The 14,161-nt window shown below is 67.8% G+C and carries 15 protein-coding genes; 6 read left to right on the top strand and 9 right to left on the bottom strand.

The genetic code is table 11. The annotated features are described in order from the left end of the window. Nucleotides 1-297 precede the first annotated feature (297 nt). The 4 genes from ACESMO_RS07535 to ACESMO_RS07520 all read right to left on the bottom strand — a co-directional run bounded on the left by ACESMO_RS07535 (nucleotide 298) and on the right by ACESMO_RS07520 (nucleotide 3,578). On the bottom strand, nucleotides 298-1,308 hold the full coding sequence (locus ACESMO_RS07535; protein WP_372707541.1) for a glycerophosphodiester phosphodiesterase: 1,011 nt from the start codon (nucleotides 1,306-1,308) through the stop codon (nucleotides 298-300). Nucleotides 1,309-1,342: 34 nt separating this feature from the next. Next, nucleotides 1,343-2,149, bottom strand: coding sequence for an inositol monophosphatase (locus ACESMO_RS07530; RefSeq protein WP_372707540.1), 807 nt, complete (start codon nucleotides 2,147-2,149; stop codon nucleotides 1,343-1,345). A gap of 105 nt (nucleotides 2,150-2,254) precedes the next feature. Further along, nucleotides 2,255-2,824: an elongation factor P gene (gene efp, locus ACESMO_RS07525; protein ID WP_372707539.1), complete on the bottom strand. Its 570-nt coding sequence runs from the start codon at nucleotides 2,822-2,824 to the stop codon at nucleotides 2,255-2,257. Between the two features lie 205 nt (nucleotides 2,825-3,029). Continuing rightward, complete coding sequence (locus tag ACESMO_RS07520) at nucleotides 3,030-3,578, bottom strand: TspO protein (protein ID WP_372707538.1); 549 nt, start codon at nucleotides 3,576-3,578, stop codon at nucleotides 3,030-3,032. Between the two features lie 140 nt (nucleotides 3,579-3,718). Between ACESMO_RS07520 and pyrC the strand changes: the two genes are divergently transcribed. Further along, on the top strand, nucleotides 3,719-4,774 hold the full coding sequence (gene pyrC, locus ACESMO_RS07515; RefSeq protein WP_372707537.1) for a dihydroorotase: 1,056 nt from the start codon (nucleotides 3,719-3,721) through the stop codon (nucleotides 4,772-4,774). A 28-nt stretch (nucleotides 4,775-4,802) separates the two neighbouring features. Here the strand turns inward: pyrC and ACESMO_RS07510 are convergent, their stop codons facing one another. Next, nucleotides 4,803-5,726 (bottom strand): DUF6671 family protein, encoded by a 924-nt coding sequence (locus tag ACESMO_RS07510; protein WP_372707536.1) that lies wholly within the window; start codon nucleotides 5,724-5,726, stop codon nucleotides 4,803-4,805. A 97-nt stretch (nucleotides 5,727-5,823) separates the two neighbouring features. Here ACESMO_RS07510 and ACESMO_RS07505 point away from each other — a divergent pair, with 97 nt between their 5' ends. Beyond that, the gene (locus ACESMO_RS07505; RefSeq protein WP_372707535.1) at nucleotides 5,824-6,693 is read left to right on the top strand and encodes a LysR substrate-binding domain-containing protein; all 870 of its coding nucleotides are present in this window, start codon (nucleotides 5,824-5,826) and stop codon (nucleotides 6,691-6,693) included. Between the two features lie 39 nt (nucleotides 6,694-6,732). Here the strand turns inward: ACESMO_RS07505 and bfr are convergent, their stop codons facing one another. Together bfr and ACESMO_RS07495 are read right to left on the bottom strand one after the other, a co-directional pair. After that, nucleotides 6,733-7,233: a bacterioferritin gene (gene bfr / locus ACESMO_RS07500; protein WP_372707534.1), complete on the bottom strand. Its 501-nt coding sequence runs from the start codon at nucleotides 7,231-7,233 to the stop codon at nucleotides 6,733-6,735. Nucleotides 7,234-7,371: 138 nt separating this feature from the next. After that, nucleotides 7,372-7,557 carry a bacterioferritin-associated ferredoxin gene (locus ACESMO_RS07495; RefSeq protein ID WP_372707544.1) on the bottom strand — a complete coding sequence of 62 codons (186 nt, stop codon included), beginning with the start codon at nucleotides 7,555-7,557 and terminating at the stop codon, nucleotides 7,372-7,374. Between the two features lie 121 nt (nucleotides 7,558-7,678). Between ACESMO_RS07495 and thiE the strand changes: the two genes are divergently transcribed. The 3 genes from thiE (at nucleotide 7,679) to ACESMO_RS07480 (ending at nucleotide 11,243) form a co-directional block, all read left to right on the top strand. Continuing rightward, nucleotides 7,679-8,338, top strand: coding sequence for a thiamine phosphate synthase (gene thiE, locus ACESMO_RS07490; protein ID WP_372707543.1), 660 nt, complete (start codon nucleotides 7,679-7,681; stop codon nucleotides 8,336-8,338). Nucleotides 8,339-8,404: 66 nt separating this feature from the next. Further along, the gene (locus ACESMO_RS07485) at nucleotides 8,405-10,102 is read left to right on the top strand and encodes an ATP-binding protein (RefSeq protein ID WP_372707533.1); all 1,698 of its coding nucleotides are present in this window, start codon (nucleotides 8,405-8,407) and stop codon (nucleotides 10,100-10,102) included. A 91-nt stretch (nucleotides 10,103-10,193) separates the two neighbouring features. Further along, nucleotides 10,194-11,243, top strand: coding sequence for a hypothetical protein (locus ACESMO_RS07480; protein WP_372707532.1), 1,050 nt, complete (start codon nucleotides 10,194-10,196; stop codon nucleotides 11,241-11,243). A gap of 80 nt (nucleotides 11,244-11,323) precedes the next feature. On the opposite strand, the gene ACESMO_RS07475 is transcribed toward ACESMO_RS07480, so the two are convergent. Further along, on the bottom strand, nucleotides 11,324-12,505 hold the full coding sequence (locus ACESMO_RS07475; protein ID WP_372707531.1) for an acetyl-CoA C-acyltransferase: 1,182 nt from the start codon (nucleotides 12,503-12,505) through the stop codon (nucleotides 11,324-11,326). Between the two features lie 73 nt (nucleotides 12,506-12,578). Next, nucleotides 12,579-13,079 (bottom strand): winged helix-turn-helix transcriptional regulator, encoded by a 501-nt coding sequence (locus tag ACESMO_RS07470; protein ID WP_372707530.1) that lies wholly within the window; start codon nucleotides 13,077-13,079, stop codon nucleotides 12,579-12,581. 182 nt (nucleotides 13,080-13,261) lie between these two features. On the opposite strand from ACESMO_RS07470, the gene ACESMO_RS07465 reads away from it, so the two are divergent. Further along, entirely contained in the window at nucleotides 13,262-14,101 is an 840-nt protein-coding gene (locus tag ACESMO_RS07465; RefSeq protein ID WP_372707529.1) for an acyl-CoA thioesterase, read from the top strand. Nucleotides 14,102-14,161 lie beyond the last annotated feature (60 nt).

Below are 14,161 nucleotides of genomic sequence, written 5' to 3'. Positions count from 1 at the left end.
GAGACTCCGGGGGTCCTTGTGGTCGGTGATGGATGCCGACCGCCTGCTCGCCGCGCGCTGAAGGAGGGACCGCCGACTCTGTCATGTCCCTCCCGCGTCGACGACAGCAATGTCGGCGGCGGTGATCCGGTAAGGCCCGAAGCAAGGGCCGCCAGCCGGAGGGCGCGTGGAAAACGGCTACGCGGGGCTGTCTGTCTCGTCGAAACGGTATTTCTACTCACACACCGGGCGAGGCCCGGCCGCTCCGCACCCTCCCCAACCCTTGGCGGTCCCCCGCGCGAGGGCGAACAGCGCTGTTCACCGGTCAGCGAAGAGCCCCGGTTGATCCGTGAACGCCGCGTCGATCCGATACCCCGCGAACCGCGCCAGCCGCTCGCGCAGCCGCCCGTGCGCCGCCGGGTCGTCGCCAACCCGATCCCCCTCGGGCAAGAAGACGTTCTCGGCGCGGAAGGTCCAGGCGGCGACCTTGAGACCGGCGGCGTGGGCGTCGGCGATCAGGGCGGTCGGCTCGCCGGGCGTCGGCTCGATCAGGGAAGTGTCAGCGCCGATCCAGTGCGCGTAGGACGCGACCTCGGCCAGACCTTCGGGCGTGGTCATGGCGGCATAGGTCAGGTCGGGGCGGTCGGCCGGACCTCCGCCAGCGGAGACCAGTTGCACCAGCGGCGTGGCGACGCGCGCGCTCAGCCGCTGGAGCGCCCCGACCTCGAAACACTGGATCAGAACGGGTGCGTCACCACCGGTCAGGCCGTGGGTGGTCAGGGCGGCGACCAAGGCGTCCTCCATCGCCAGCCCGAGGGCGGCGAAATGGCTGGGGTGTTTCAATTCCGGCGCGACGCCGATCACCCGTCCCGACCGGCGGCTGCCCTCGGCGGCGATGGCCAGCACCTCGTCGAAGGTCAGGATCGGCTCGCGGCCGTCCCACGCCGTATTGGCGGGGCGCAGTGCGGGCAGACGTTCGCGGGCGCGCAGGGTCTTCAGTTCGGCCAGCGTAAAGTCCTCGGTGAACCAGCCCGTGACGGCTTGCCCGTCGATGGTCCTTGTCGCGCAGCGCCCGGCGAATTCCGGGCGGGCGGCGACGTCGGTGGTGCCGCCGATCTCGTTTTCGTGGCGGGCCACCAGAACGCCGTCGCGGCTCATGATCAGGTCCGGCTCGATGACGTCCGCGCCCTGGTCGATGGCCAGGTCATAGGCCGCGCGCGTGTGCTCGGGCCGTTCGCCCGACGCGCCGCGATGGGCGATGATCAGGGGATGGGACAGGGCGGGCGTCGCCGTCAGAATCGTCATCGCCGCGAGCATGATCCGGAACATGCGCGAGGGGTAGGGCAGGGGCGTGACAGGGCCGTTACGCTCCTTGCAGAACCTTGCGCAGCTGGGCGTGCAGTTCGCTGTTCGCGGCGAGGATCTGGGCCCCGGACTTGGGGTCGCCGTCGCCGTCGATGGTGGTGACGACGCCCCCCGCCTCGGTGACGAACAGGATGCCCGCAGCCACGTCCCACGGCTGGAGGTTCCGCTCATAGTAGGCGTCAAACCGACCGGCGGCGACCCAGGCGAAGTCCAGCGCCGATGAGCCCAGGCGGCGAATGCCGGCGACGCGCTGGCCGATGGCGTGGATGTCCTTGATGGCTTGGGCGTGACCGGTCTTGCCGATGAAGGGCAGGCCCGTGGCGATCAGACTTTCGGTCAGGTCGCGGCGACCGGCGACGCGGATACGGGCGTCGTTCAGGTAGCAGCCCTTGCCCTTCTCAGCCCAGAACATCTCGTTCATCACCGGATTATAGGTCACGCCCGCCACGATCTCGGACGAGCCGTCCGGCGCGGTGCGCTGCAGGCCCACCGTGATGGCGAAATGGGGCATGGCGTGCATGAAGTTGGTGGTGCCGTCGATGGGATCGACGATCCACATGTGGGACTTGTCGGTGCCCTCCATCATGCCGCGCTCCTCGCCCAGGAAGCCGTAGCCGGGGCGGGCCTTCATCAGCAGTTCGTAGAGGGTGTCCTCGGCCTTGATGTCGGCGGCGGTGACGAAGTCGCCGGGACCCTTGCGCGAGACCTGTAGCTGCGAAACCTCGCCGAAGTCGCGCAGCATCGGCCGGGCGGTCTTGCGGACCGCGTCGATCATGACGGAGACGAGAGCGGAGGCGAGGGCCATGGGAGATCTCCTGGTCCGAAGGTCCTGAAAAGGCGTCAGCCCGGACAGTCGGAGAAGGTCATGGAGGCGCAGGATCGCGCCTCCGGGTCGTCGGGTCCGTCGGGCCTATTCGGCGCGACGGACGTATTCGCCGGTGCTGGTGTCGACGACGATCCGCTCGCCCACGCCCATGTACGGCGGGATCATGATGCGGACGCCATTGTTGGCGATGGCGGGCTTGTAGGAGGACGAGGCGGTCTGGCCCTTCACCGTGGGCTCGGTCTCGACGACTTCCAGCGTCACCTGATCGGGCAGGGACAGGCCGATGGGCCGCTCCTCGTGCATCTCGATGGTGACCTTCATGCCGTCCTGCAGATAGGCCACGCGGTCCTCGCCGACCCAGTCCTTCTGCAGCTCGGTCTGCTCGTAGGTCTGGTCGTCCATGAACACCAGGGCGTCGCCCTGCTCGTACAGATAGGAGAATTCCTTCTGTTCCAGCGTCACGCGTTCGACTTTGTCTTCCGAGCGGAAGCGTTCGTTCAGCTTGTTGCCCGTCTCGAGGTTCTTGGCCTCGACGTTGGCGAAGGCGCCGCCCTTGCCGGGCTTGACGTGGCTGGCCTTGGTCACGACCCACAGGCCCTTGTTGTGCTCAAGGACCATGCCGGGCTTGATGGTGTTGCCGTTGATCTTCGCCATGGGTGTCTCGGAAGGGATTGGGCGCAGCCTGCGACGGCGCGCGAACGGCCGCAGTCCCTAGAGGATGCGGCGACCAAGGGCAATCCTCCCCCATCGGGGGAGGGGGACCGCGGAGCGGTGGAGGGGGCCAGCCCCGGACGCAAGCGTTTGTGGTCAGCCCCCTCCACCACCCTTTGGGTGGTTCCCCTCCCCCGTCGGGGGAGGATCAGTGAACGGTCGGACCCTCATGGGGCGACCGGCCCGCTATTCTGTTGGCAAGGCGGACGTTTCCGCCCATCGGCGCCGCCATCTTGCCTGCGCGGGCATCAACCTTTCGCGCCTCATGGGCGAAGGCGGCGGCGAGGCCGGCGGACGACATGGCGGCGGCGATCTGCAGGCCACGGCTCGCGGGCCGCAGGGCGATCCACACGGCATTCAACGCCTGGGCGGCGGCCCAAAGTCCCATGGCCGTCGTGCGCTCGGGCCGGGCCGGGGCGTTCCACACCCGAACCGCCGACAGGGTAGTGACCGAGAAGACGGCGGGCAGAATGAGGCTGAGCGGGCCGCGCGGGCGTTCGGTGATCGGCGCGTCATCGTCGGCGAGGTGTATCGGTCTGGGGCGGATCGTGGTCCGGGCCAGGAGCATGGCCCCCAAGGCGAACCCGATGGTCACCGCCACGCCCATGACCACATGGCCCAGGTCGCGCTGATTGGCGTTGAGGAAGTCGCCCGCTGCGTCGCGCGCGTCGTCGAGAATGTCATTGATGTCGGTCATCGGGCTCCGTCCTGAGGTGAGAGCGGAATGGCGCAGCCCCGCGTCAGTTCCCGGTGGCTGAGCGGTCGGGGCCGATCCCCGTCATGGCGAACGCGGCGGTCGAGGTTCCCATTCGGGATGTCCAATGTTAAGAGGGATGCATGCAGGCATCCAACTCGTCCCCTGAAAAGCTTGTCATCCGCGCGCCGGACGACTGGCATGTCCATCTGCGCGACGGCCAGATGATGAGTGACGTCGTCAACCACACGGCGCGACAGTTCCGGCGCGCGATCGTCATGCCGAACCTGACCCCGCCGGTCACCACGGTCGCCGCCGCCGAAGCCTATCGGACGCGGATCCTCGCGGCGGTCGAGCCGGGTCTCGCGTTCGAGCCCCTGATGATCTGCTACCTCACCGACGACGCCGATCCCGAGGAGATCGCGCGCGGGTTCGAGGCCGGGGTCTTCACCGCCTGCAAACTCTACCCGGCCCATGCGACCACCAACGCCGAGCTCGGCGTCACCGACATCCGCAACATCTATCCCGCCCTCGAGCGGATGCAGCGCATCGGTATGCCGTTGTTGCTGCACGGCGAGGTGATGGACCATTCGGTCGACGTCTTCGACCGGGAAGCCGTCTTCATCGAGCGGATATTCTCGAAGATCGTGGTCGATTTTCCGGCGCTCAAGACGGTGTTCGAACACATCACCACGGCCGACGCCGTAGCCTTTGTCGAGAGCGGCGGGCCGAACCTGGCCGCGACCATCACGCCGCATCACCTTCGCATCAACCGCAACGCCATGTTCGCGGGCGGCATCCGGCCGCATTTCTATTGCCTGCCGGTGGCCAAGCGCGAGCGGCACCGCCTGGCCCTGCGCCGGGCGGCGACCTCGGGGTCGCCCAAATTTTTCCTCGGCACCGATTCAGCGCCCCATCTGACAGGAGACAAGGAGTCCGCCTGCGGTTGCGCCGGCATCTTCAACGCGCCGTTCGCGATCGAGAGCTATGCGGCGACGTTCGACGAGGAGGGGGGGCTCGACCGGCTTGAGGGGTTCGCCTCCGAACATGGCCCGCGCTTTTACGGCCTGCCGCTGAATGAGGACCGCATCGTGCTGGAGCGGGAGGATGTCGTCGCACCCGGTCACATCGGAACCGCATTGGGCGATCTGGTCCCGTTCCACGCCGGTGAGACCTTGCCGTGGCGGTTTGGCCGATAGTCAAGGTCAATCGGTCCCGCGAAACGGCTCAGGGATTGCAGTCGCCGCATTGACCGGGGTCGGCTGCGAGGCGCGCCATGGGCCGCTCCTCCCGATGATTGCAGCCGGTGCAGGTCAGTATCTCGGCGCGGGTCTGCGAGGTCGGCTCCCCGCAGTCGGCGCAGGGCAGGCCCGCCAGCCGCTCCGTCACGGCGAAGCTGGGCCGGCCGCACGCCGGGCATAGGGACCTGGACCGCCGCACCAGATTCAGCGTTGCGCGCTTTATCGCCCGCATCCGTGTGGGGTTGCGATCTGCCCGCATGTCTGTTTCGACCAGGGCCGCGCCGGCCTGGCCTACGATCCGGTCGATGCCGTGGGCGAGCGAAGCCCAGCTGGCCACGTCCTTGATCAGGGCGATCTCGGGGACCTGTCGGTCTTCCACCCAGGCGGTCAGGATGACCCCGTGGCCCGGAAACCCGATCCGTTGCGCGAACGCCTGTCCGGCCTCGCGCTCGGTGACGACGACATGCGCGAAGTTGGTCCCGGCGCCGCCGTGATGGCCGACCAGCTCCAGCCCCGACAGGCGATCGATCAAAACCACGATCTCCTGCCCGAACGGCAGGAAGGGGAGTTGGGGATGAGGCCCGAAACTGCCTTCGCTCGCCAGGCCGATACGCGCCGACGGGACCCGGTCGAAGGCGGCGGCGATCTTGCCGCGCGCCGCCTCCAGAGGACTTCCCGTCCGTGCCACCTCGCGGCTGAAGGCACCGAAGGCGTCGGTGTCCAGACCTGTCGCGACCTCGACGTTGAGCCCGAAGAAGCGCGCGAGGACGGGGCCGATCGCCCGCTCCTTGCCGTGCATGGTGGCGAGCACGGCGGTTACGCCCGGCCAGGGCGGGCCGCCTTCCCGGACTGTGGCCCCCGAAGCCATCGCCTCCGTCAGCAGGGCCAGGCTGGCCGAAAGATCAGGCATGCATCAACGGGTCCGCGGAAGGTGCGCCGGTCTCCACTCGACCGTGGCCGCGGTCCAGTTTATTGCCGTGATACAAGCTATAACGGATGCTAATGACGTGACGGAGCGGCTGGTTAATCTGGACATCGATCTGCTGCGCGCGTTCGTCTCGGTCGTCGAGACCGGCAGCTTCACGCGCGCGGCGGCGCTGCTGGGCAGGACCCAGCCCGCCATCAGCCTGCAGATCCGCCGCCTTGAGGATCAATTGCGGTCACCCCTGCTGGATCGCGGTGGCAAGGGCGTCGGCCTGACGACCGAGGGGGCGGCCCTGCTGCCGCAGGCGCGGCGGCTGCTGCGGTTGAACGACGAAATCATCTCGACGCTGGGTGAAGGTGACCTCGAGGGCGAGGTGCGCTTCGGCGCGCCCGAGGACATGGCCACCATGCATCTTCCGGGCATTCTGGGTGCCTTCGCGCGCAGCCATCCGCGTATCAAACTGTCGGTGACGTGCGACTACACCGCCAATCTGCTCGACCAGATGTCGCGCGGCATGCTTGACCTGGCCCTGATCAAGCGCGAGCCGGTGGGGCCCGACCTGGGGGTGTGGGTGTGGAGCGAGGCCTTGGTCTGGGTGGCGCTGGACGGCTCCGTCACCGAGACAACGCCGCTGCCGTTGATCGTCGCGCCGGCTCCCGACATCTACCGTAAGCGGGCGCTGGGCGCGCTGCAGGCCGCTGGCATTGCCTTTTGGCCGGCGTTCACCTCGCCCAGCCTGGCCGGCCAGATGGCCGCCCTGCGCGCCGGCCTCGGGGTCGGCGTCCTGCCGGCGGCCATGGCCCCCCGCGATCTCGTGGTGCTCGGCCCCCCTCTTCCGTCGCTCAGCGACAGCGAGATCGCCCTTGTTTCGGCAAGGGGCTCAGGCGGCCCAACCGGATTGCTGGCGCAGGAAGTTCTGCGCGCGCTTGAGCGCGGACCGACTTCGTCATAAAGCCTGCTCGGGTCTCAGACCGGCTTCTGATTGGCTTGCTCAGTTGCCGGTGGCGCTCTTGTCCGGGGCGATCTCGGTCATGGCGGACTGGAGATAGTTCTGCTCGCCCAGCTGGTCGATCAGCTTGTGCTGCGCCTCCAGGAAGTCGATGTGCTCCTCGGTGTCGGCCAAGATGCGCATCAGGATGTCGCGGCTGACATAGTCCCGGGCCGCCTCGCACTGGGCCACGCCGGCCAGCAGGGTGTCGCGGCCGCCGAGTTCGAGCTGCAGATCTGCGCCGAGGCATTCGAAAGCGGTCTCGCCGATCTTCAGCTTGTGCAGATCCTGCAGGTTGGGCAGGCCGTCGAGGAACAGGATGCGTTTGATCAACATGTCGGCGTGTTTCATCTCGCCGATCGACTCGTCGTAGGTGATCTGGCCGAGGTGTTTCAGGCCCCAGCTTTCGAACATCCTGGCGTGCAGGAAGTACTGGTTGACCGCCGTCAGCTCATTGGTCAGCACCGCGTTGAGGGTGCGGATGATCGCGGGATCGCCCTTCATGGTCTTGCCTTACATAGAGCGCGCGGTGAGTCGTCCACCGCCTCTTCGCGACGCCTTTCTAACACATCGAAACGCCTGATGTTCAGCTGCGAACTCTTCTCACGGCATTGATAGTGCGAATGATTTTCGCGCGCAGAACTATTCGGCGGCGAGCGCGAAAGCTTGCTGGCCGTCCTGGATCATCTGGCGCATTTCGCAGACGCATTTGGCGCACTGGGCCTGGCACTGATGCCGGGTGAAGACGTCGCGGGGACGGATCGCGCCGGCTTCGATGGCCGAGGCGACGTCGCGCTTGCGCAGGCCGTTGCAGTTGCAGACGTACACGAGATTCAAATCCGTTCTGGATTGCGAATGGTTCGCTGTAGCAGGTTCCGCCCAGCGATTGCAAGTCGTTCGCAGCGATGCGCGTATTGACCAGGCGCGCCTGTGGTCGCACTTGCTCGACATGGCAAAGACCCCGACCGCGCCGCCGCGCCCTGTTTGCCGGCTGTATCTGATCACCTCGTCCATGATCCCCGATCTGGCCGCGTTCGCGAGAGATCTGGAGGCGGCGTTGGACGCCGGGGACGTGGCGGCGCTGCAAGTTCGGCTGAAGGACGTCGATGACGCCGCGATCCTGGCGGCCGTGGCGGCGCTGGGTCCCGTCGCCCGGTCGCGTGGCGTCGCTCTGATCCTGAACGACCGGCCCGATCTGGCCCTTAGATCGGGCTGCGACGGCGTCCATGTGGGTCAGTCTGACTCCTCTCTGGCAGAGGCGCGGCGGACGATGGGGCCGGACGCCATGATCGGCGTCACCTGTCACGGCAGTCGCGAACTGGCGATGGACGCGGCCGAGGCGGGGGCAGATTACGTCGCCTTCGGGGCCTTCTTCCCGACGACGACCAAGGTGACGACGCATCGCCCGGACCGGGAAATCCTGACCATCTGGCAGGAAACGGTCGAGGTGCCTTGCGTCGCTATCGGCGGCGTCACGGCGGCGAACGCGGGCGGGCTGGCGCGGGCCGGGGCGGACTTCGTTGCGGTCAGTTCGGCGGTCTGGACCCACCCCGGCGGTCCCGCCACTGCGGTGCGCGAACTCGAGGCCGCCCTGTCCGTCGTGGCCTGAACCTTCAGGGGATATTAGGAAGCGCGGACCTAGAAAGGCTCTGAGTTTCGCCTTCCGGACCCGAACATGACCATGAGTCGAGTGCTCGACACGGCCACACCGGCGGCGGACCCGGTTCCGGCGGCAAAGGCGCGTCCGGACGCGCCCGTTTACGTGAACAGCGCCGCCGCCTTATTCCGCGAGCCCCTCGCACCCATCTTCACCGCCGTGGCGGTCATGGCCCTGGTCGTCCTGGCCCTCCAGTTCGCGCGGTCGGCCGGGCTGGTCGCGGCGCTTTGGGGCGCGGGCGGCCTGGCCGTCGCCGTCTGGCTGAGGAACGCGCGCGGACCCGCGTACGACATCTGCTTCGGCGCCCTGCTGGTCGTGGGGATCGGGGCCGGTGAACTGATGGCGGGCAACTCCTATATGCTCAGCGCCGTCTTTACCGTGGCCAACATGCTGGAGATCGTGCTCGCGGTGGCGCTGGCGCGACGGTTCGCGCCCACGCTCAACCTGGCCACCGTGGACGGCGCGTCCCGTTTCCTGTTGAGCGCCGCCGTCGTCGCGCCGATTCCGGCTGCGCTCGTGGCGGCGGGCTATCTATATGCCACCGAGGGTGCGTCGGTCCTGGACAGTTTCCAGACCTGGTGGTTCGGCCATGCGCTGGGGATCGCGGTGATCTCGACGTTCGGCCTGTCTCTGACGCGACGCCACATGGCGATGCTGCGATCGCCCGCCCGGATGATCGAGGCGGTCATCCTGCTGGGCATCCTGATCGCCACCTGCGTCGTCGTCTTCTTCCAGTCCAGCGTCCAGCTCAGCTTCGTGGTGATACCGTTGCTGATCCTGGTGGCGGCGCGATTCCGCGTTCTGGGCGTGGCCACCGCCCTGATCATTGTCACCTTGACGGCGGTCGGCGGGACCATGCTGGGACGGGGCCCATTCATTTCCGCCGGACCCGATCTGGCTGATCAGGCCCTGCTGGCCCAACTGACGGTCCTGCTGGGCTGCATGCCCATCTTGCTGGTGGCGTCGCTTCTGGAAGAACGCGACCGCCTGTCGGACCGCGCCAAGGCCGGACAGGCCCGGGCCGAGCGCGCTTCGGAAGCCAAGTCGCGCCTGCTGGCCAACGTCGCCCATGAGATCAAGAGTCCGGTCGGCGGCGTCATCGGCATCGGCGAACTGTGGAAAGCGGGCCAACTGGGTCCGATCAACACCACCCAGTCCGAAATGGCCGAAATGCTGGTCAAGACCGCGCGCCAGGTCGAGGCGCTGGCCCACGACCTGCTGGACGTCGCCCGGGCCGAGTCCGGCGCGGTGAAGGTCGAGCTGCGGCCCACCGACGTGCCGGGCGTGCTGGAAGACGTGAAATGCGCCACCGCGCTGCGGCCGGAGGCCCAGTCGATCCGCCTGCAGGTCATCACCGAAGGCGACGGCCTGATCGCGCTGGCCGACTCCCAAAGATTGACCCAAGTCATCGCCAATCTGGCTTCCAACGCGGTCAAATACGGCGGTTCCGGTGGCCTGGTCATATTCCGTGCCTCCAAAATCTACGACGGCGTGCGCATCGAGGTCATCGACAGCGGTCCGGGTCTGTCGCCCGATAAGCAGTCCCAGCTGTTCGAGCCGTTCAACCGCCTCGGCCTGGAGCGTTCCGCGGTCGAGGGGCACGGCATCGGTCTGGCCTTGGCCAAGCGATTGGTCGAACTTCAGGGCGGCTCCATCGGCGTCACCTCGACGGCCGGCGAGGGCGCGACCTTCTGGGTCGAACTGCCCGCGGCCTGAAGACCGACTGACTCATGGACGGCCGGGCGTGCCAATGCCCAGTGTCCTCGGGGCCTTGCCGTTCGCGGGCTGAGGGCCGATTGTCGCGACCATGAAAACCGTCATTCCCGTTTTTCTCCTGCTGGCCCTCGCCGGAGCGGCCGAGGCCCAGACTCCGGCCCAGACTCCGGCCCAGACTCCGGCCCAGACTCCGGCCCAGACTCCGGCCCAGACTCCGGCCCAGACTCCGGCCCAGACTCCGGCCCAGACTCCGGCCCAGACTCCGGCCCGGACTCCTGTCCAGAATCCTGTGGCGACGCCACCGACGCCGGCCGCCGCGAACCTGACCCGCGACCTGAACAGCGGCCCGCACAGGCCCGCCAATCACATCGTACCGGCTCCGGCTCCCTCGGCGCCGATGACTTCCGCCCCGGTCGCGACCGTGCCGCCGCAACCGGCCGCCCCGCAGGTCGTCAAGCTAGCCCCTGTCGCGACGGCGGTCCCACGACCCGTAGAGCCGCCGGTCGCCGCGTCGAGGTCGGTGGCGCCGATTCCGACGACGCCCGCGCCTGCGCCGACGACCGCTCCGATCGGACCCGCGAATCCCGCCTCGCCGCTACGGACCCAGCCGCCGGCCGTGCCGACTTCCCCCGCGACCGCAGCACCTGCCGCTCCAGTCCCGACACCTGCCGTGACTTCGGCCGCGAGGTCGACGCCCGCCCCGCCGGTCGCGACCACGCCCCCCGTTCCAGCCGCGACGCCAACGGCCGAGGCTTCGCCTCCGCCCGCGCCCGCCTATACCGTCCTGGACGCCGCGGCGCTGGCCGCCCTGCCGTTCACGGTGGAACTGCCCGCCGGCTTTTCGATCACGACCGGAAGGCCTGGAACCGACTTCCGCATCTATACGATCCGGCGCAGCGATCGGTCGTTCGCCATGGTCTATGCCGGCCCGGCGTCGCAGTTTCCGATCTATGGCGGCCAGATGGTCCAAGCGGGCGGTCGGGCGACCGTGATCTCAACCGAGGACGGTCAGCGCCACCCGATGGAGCATCTGTTCCAGCGCGCCGACGCGCCCCGGGAAGTCCACGTCTGGACGATGACGCTTGAGGGCGCTGATCGGACCCTGGCCGAACGGATCGCCCAGTCGCTGGACATGCGTTAGATTCGGCCCCCCGACGGTGCAAATTCATGGTTTTGGCTCCACGGGCGCTCCGATTTTGCCCTAGGCGCCGAAGGTTGTCCTCAGACCAGCTCCACCGCCACGGCCACGGCCTCGCCGCCCCCGATGCATAGCGAGGCCATCCCCTTCTTGCCGCCGCGCGCCTGAAGCGCAGACAGCAGGGTGGTGAGGATGCGCGCCCCCGATGCACCGATCGGGTGGCCCAGAGCCGTCGCGCCGCCGTTGACGTTGAGCTTGGCGTGATCGATGCCCAGCTCGCGCATGGCGATCATGGGGACGACAGCGAAGGCCTCATTGACCTCCCACAGGTCGACGTCGTCCACCGACCAGCCAGCCTTCTTAAGGGCCTTCCGCATGGCGGGCACGGGGGCGGTGGTGAACAGGCCGGGTTCATGCGCGTGGGCGGCGTGGCTGACCACGCGGGCCACGATGGGCAGGCCCAGGGCCTTGGCCACGCTTTCGCGCGTCATCACCAGGGCGGCGGCACCGTCCGAGATCGATGAGGCGTTGGCGGCGGTGATGGTGCCGTCCTTGCTGAAGGCGGGTTTCAGAGACGGGATCTTCTCCGGCATGGCCTTGCCGGGTTGTTCGTCCTCGCTGACGACTTCGACGCCCTTGCGCGTGGTGACCTCAACGGGGGTGATCTCGGCCTTGAACGCACCCGAGGCAATGGCCGCGCGGGCACGGGTCAGGCTCTCGATGGCGTATTCATCCTGGTCCTGGCGGCTGAACTGATAGGTCAGGGCCGTGTCCTCGGCGAAATTGCCCATCAGCTTGCCGGGCGTGTAGGCGTCCTCGAGGCCGTCCATGTACATGCTGTCTATGATGACGTCGTGGCCGATGCGAGAGCCGCCGCGGTGCTTGGTCATCAGGTAGGGCGCGCCCGTCATCGACTCCATCCCGCCCGCCACGATCACATCGGCACTGCCGGCCGCCAGGGTGTCCGAGGCCATCATCACGGCCTGCATGCCAGAGCCGCACATCTTGTTGACCGTCGTGGCTTCGACGCCCAGGCCGAGACCCGCCCCGATAGCGACTTGTCGGGCGGGCGCCTGGCCCAGGCCGGCGGGCAGGACGCAGCCCATGTAGATCTGGTCGATCTTGGCCGCGTCCAGACCGGCGCGCTCGACGGCCGCCTTGACCACCGTGGCCCCCAGGGCGGTGGCCTTCACGCCGGACAGGGCACCTTGAAAGCCGCCCATGGGCGTGCGGGCGAACGAAACGATGACGACGGGATCGGACATGGGCGGCTATCCTGGGAAGAGACGGTTTGCAGGGCGGCGAATTGGGCCGGTCGAACAGGAAAGGCAAGCGCGATCAGGCGGCGTCGGACGCGGTCTCGCGCTGTAACATGTCGCCGACGGTGGCGCAGTTGGCCGTGCGGGTCAGGCGCAGGTCACGCGGCTTGACGATCTCGCCGCAGTGGCCGCAGGCGATGCGGGGCGCGAGGTCATGACCGCACGCTTCGTGGATCATGGCGAAGCCGGCGTCGGTCTCGCCATAGACATGCTTGGCACCCCAGCCGTGCAGGGTGACCAGCACGCCGTACAGGTCCTTGCCCTTGGCTGTCAGGACGTATTCATTGCGCGGCGGGCGCTCGGAATAGAGCTTCGGCTCCAGCACCCCGTGCTGGACCAGGGTCCTCAAGCGCGAGGCCAGGACGTTGCGGGCGACGCCCAGTCTTTCCTGCCACTGTTCGAACCGGCTGACGCCCTGAAAGGCGTCACGGATGACCAGCAGGGTCCATGGATCGCCGATAACCTCCAGCGTCGCGGCGATGGAGCAGCTTTGGCGTGAATAGTCGGCTGTGCGTCCCATGTGGAGGAAAGTGACCCTACGTCAGCCGTTTGGCAAGAGGGTTGCCAATCCGAACTCACTAGGTCAGTCTTGTTTGGCTACGGACAGATGATCTTTTTCGGCCCTCATGGTCTCTCACCGACGGGGGTGGGAGCGCCTCCCGTGCTTCCACCCTCTCTCCTTTTTCCGGTAAACGCGCCTCCATGATCGATCAGACGCTCTCGGACGCCCTGACCCTGCGACCCGACGGAGAGGGCGGGCTGATCGCGCGCCTTACCGGAGAGTTCTCAAATGCCCCGATCTCGATGGATCAGAACAAGGGGGCGCCGTTCGGCGGGTTGATGGCGGCGCTGGCCGCCGGAGCCATGCGCCAGGGGCTGGGCATCGAAGCGCGGCTACGGTCCCTGACCATCCAGTATCTCGCGGCGGTCCGGTTCGAGGATGCGGTGTTCACGCCGGTGATGAATCGCGGGGGCCGTAACATCGCCTATGCCTCCGTCACAGGTGGTCAGGCCGACAGGCCCGCGGTTCAGGCTCTGGGCACGTTCGGCCGCGACGTCACTGGACCGACCCTGACGCCACTGACGTTTCGCGCCCGACCGCTGCACGATCTGGAGCCAACGCCGCTCGACTCCAGTTTCGGTCCATGGTTCACCCGGCACATCGACCACAGGTTCGTGGCGGGCCCCCGGCTTTACGGCGAGAACGCGGGCCAGTCCCCCGAGCTCGGCTGCTGGATGCGGACCATCGACGCCGCGTCGCTGGATGAGGCGCGGCTGCTGTTCCTTCTGGACGGGCTGTATCCGACCTATTTCACGGCCTTTCCCGCGCCACCGGTGATCTCAACGAGCGTCGATCTGCGCGCCGATCTGCTGGGTGAGCTGACGCCCGACACCTCGCCGGACGGCTGGGCCTATTTCCACTTCACCAGCCGCGACGTCGGCGGCGGCTGGGCGGTCGAGGATGGCGTGGCCCATGCGCCGGACGGACGGCCGATCGCCCTTGTCCGGCAAAGGCGCAAGCTGATGCCGACGCGCGGATAATATTCGCCGAGATCAGAGCGTCCCGGTCGGCAGGCCCCGGCGCACGGCCAGCGCCAAAGC

Source organism: Brevundimonas sp., from assembly GCF_041688735.1.
GTDB lineage: Bacteria > Pseudomonadota > Alphaproteobacteria > Caulobacterales > Caulobacteraceae > Brevundimonas.
Note: the sequence above shows the minus strand (reverse complement) of the source record. Positions and strands in the feature narration are given on the sequence as shown.

Excerpts from the sequence above, each read along its gene's own strand:
- ACESMO_RS07535 (WP_372707541.1), bottom strand. The coding sequence starts at position 1,308 with ATGTTCCGGATCATGCTCGCGGCGATGACGATTCTGACGGCGACGCCC.
- ACESMO_RS07530 (WP_372707540.1), bottom strand. The coding sequence starts at position 2,149 with ATGGCCCTCGCCTCCGCTCTCGTCTCCGTCATGATCGACGCGGTCCGC.
- efp (WP_372707539.1), bottom strand. The coding sequence starts at position 2,824 with ATGGCGAAGATCAACGGCAACACCATCAAGCCCGGCATGGTCCTTGAG.
- ACESMO_RS07520 (WP_372707538.1), bottom strand. The coding sequence starts at position 3,578 with ATGACCGACATCAATGACATTCTCGACGACGCGCGCGACGCAGCGGGC.
- pyrC (WP_372707537.1), top strand. The coding sequence starts at position 3,719 with ATGCAGGCATCCAACTCGTCCCCTGAAAAGCTTGTCATCCGCGCGCCG.
- ACESMO_RS07510 (WP_372707536.1), bottom strand. The coding sequence starts at position 5,726 with ATGCCTGATCTTTCGGCCAGCCTGGCCCTGCTGACGGAGGCGATGGCT.
- bfr (WP_372707534.1), bottom strand. The coding sequence starts at position 7,233 with ATGAAGGGCGATCCCGCGATCATCCGCACCCTCAACGCGGTGCTGACC.
- thiE (WP_372707543.1), top strand. The coding sequence starts at position 7,679 with ATGGCAAAGACCCCGACCGCGCCGCCGCGCCCTGTTTGCCGGCTGTAT.
- ACESMO_RS07485 (WP_372707533.1), top strand. The coding sequence starts at position 8,405 with ATGACCATGAGTCGAGTGCTCGACACGGCCACACCGGCGGCGGACCCG.
- ACESMO_RS07480 (WP_372707532.1), top strand. The coding sequence starts at position 10,194 with ATGAAAACCGTCATTCCCGTTTTTCTCCTGCTGGCCCTCGCCGGAGCG.
- ACESMO_RS07475 (WP_372707531.1), bottom strand. The coding sequence starts at position 12,505 with ATGTCCGATCCCGTCGTCATCGTTTCGTTCGCCCGCACGCCCATGGGC.
- ACESMO_RS07470 (WP_372707530.1), bottom strand. The coding sequence starts at position 13,079 with ATGGGACGCACAGCCGACTATTCACGCCAAAGCTGCTCCATCGCCGCG.
- ACESMO_RS07465 (WP_372707529.1), top strand. The coding sequence starts at position 13,262 with ATGATCGATCAGACGCTCTCGGACGCCCTGACCCTGCGACCCGACGGA.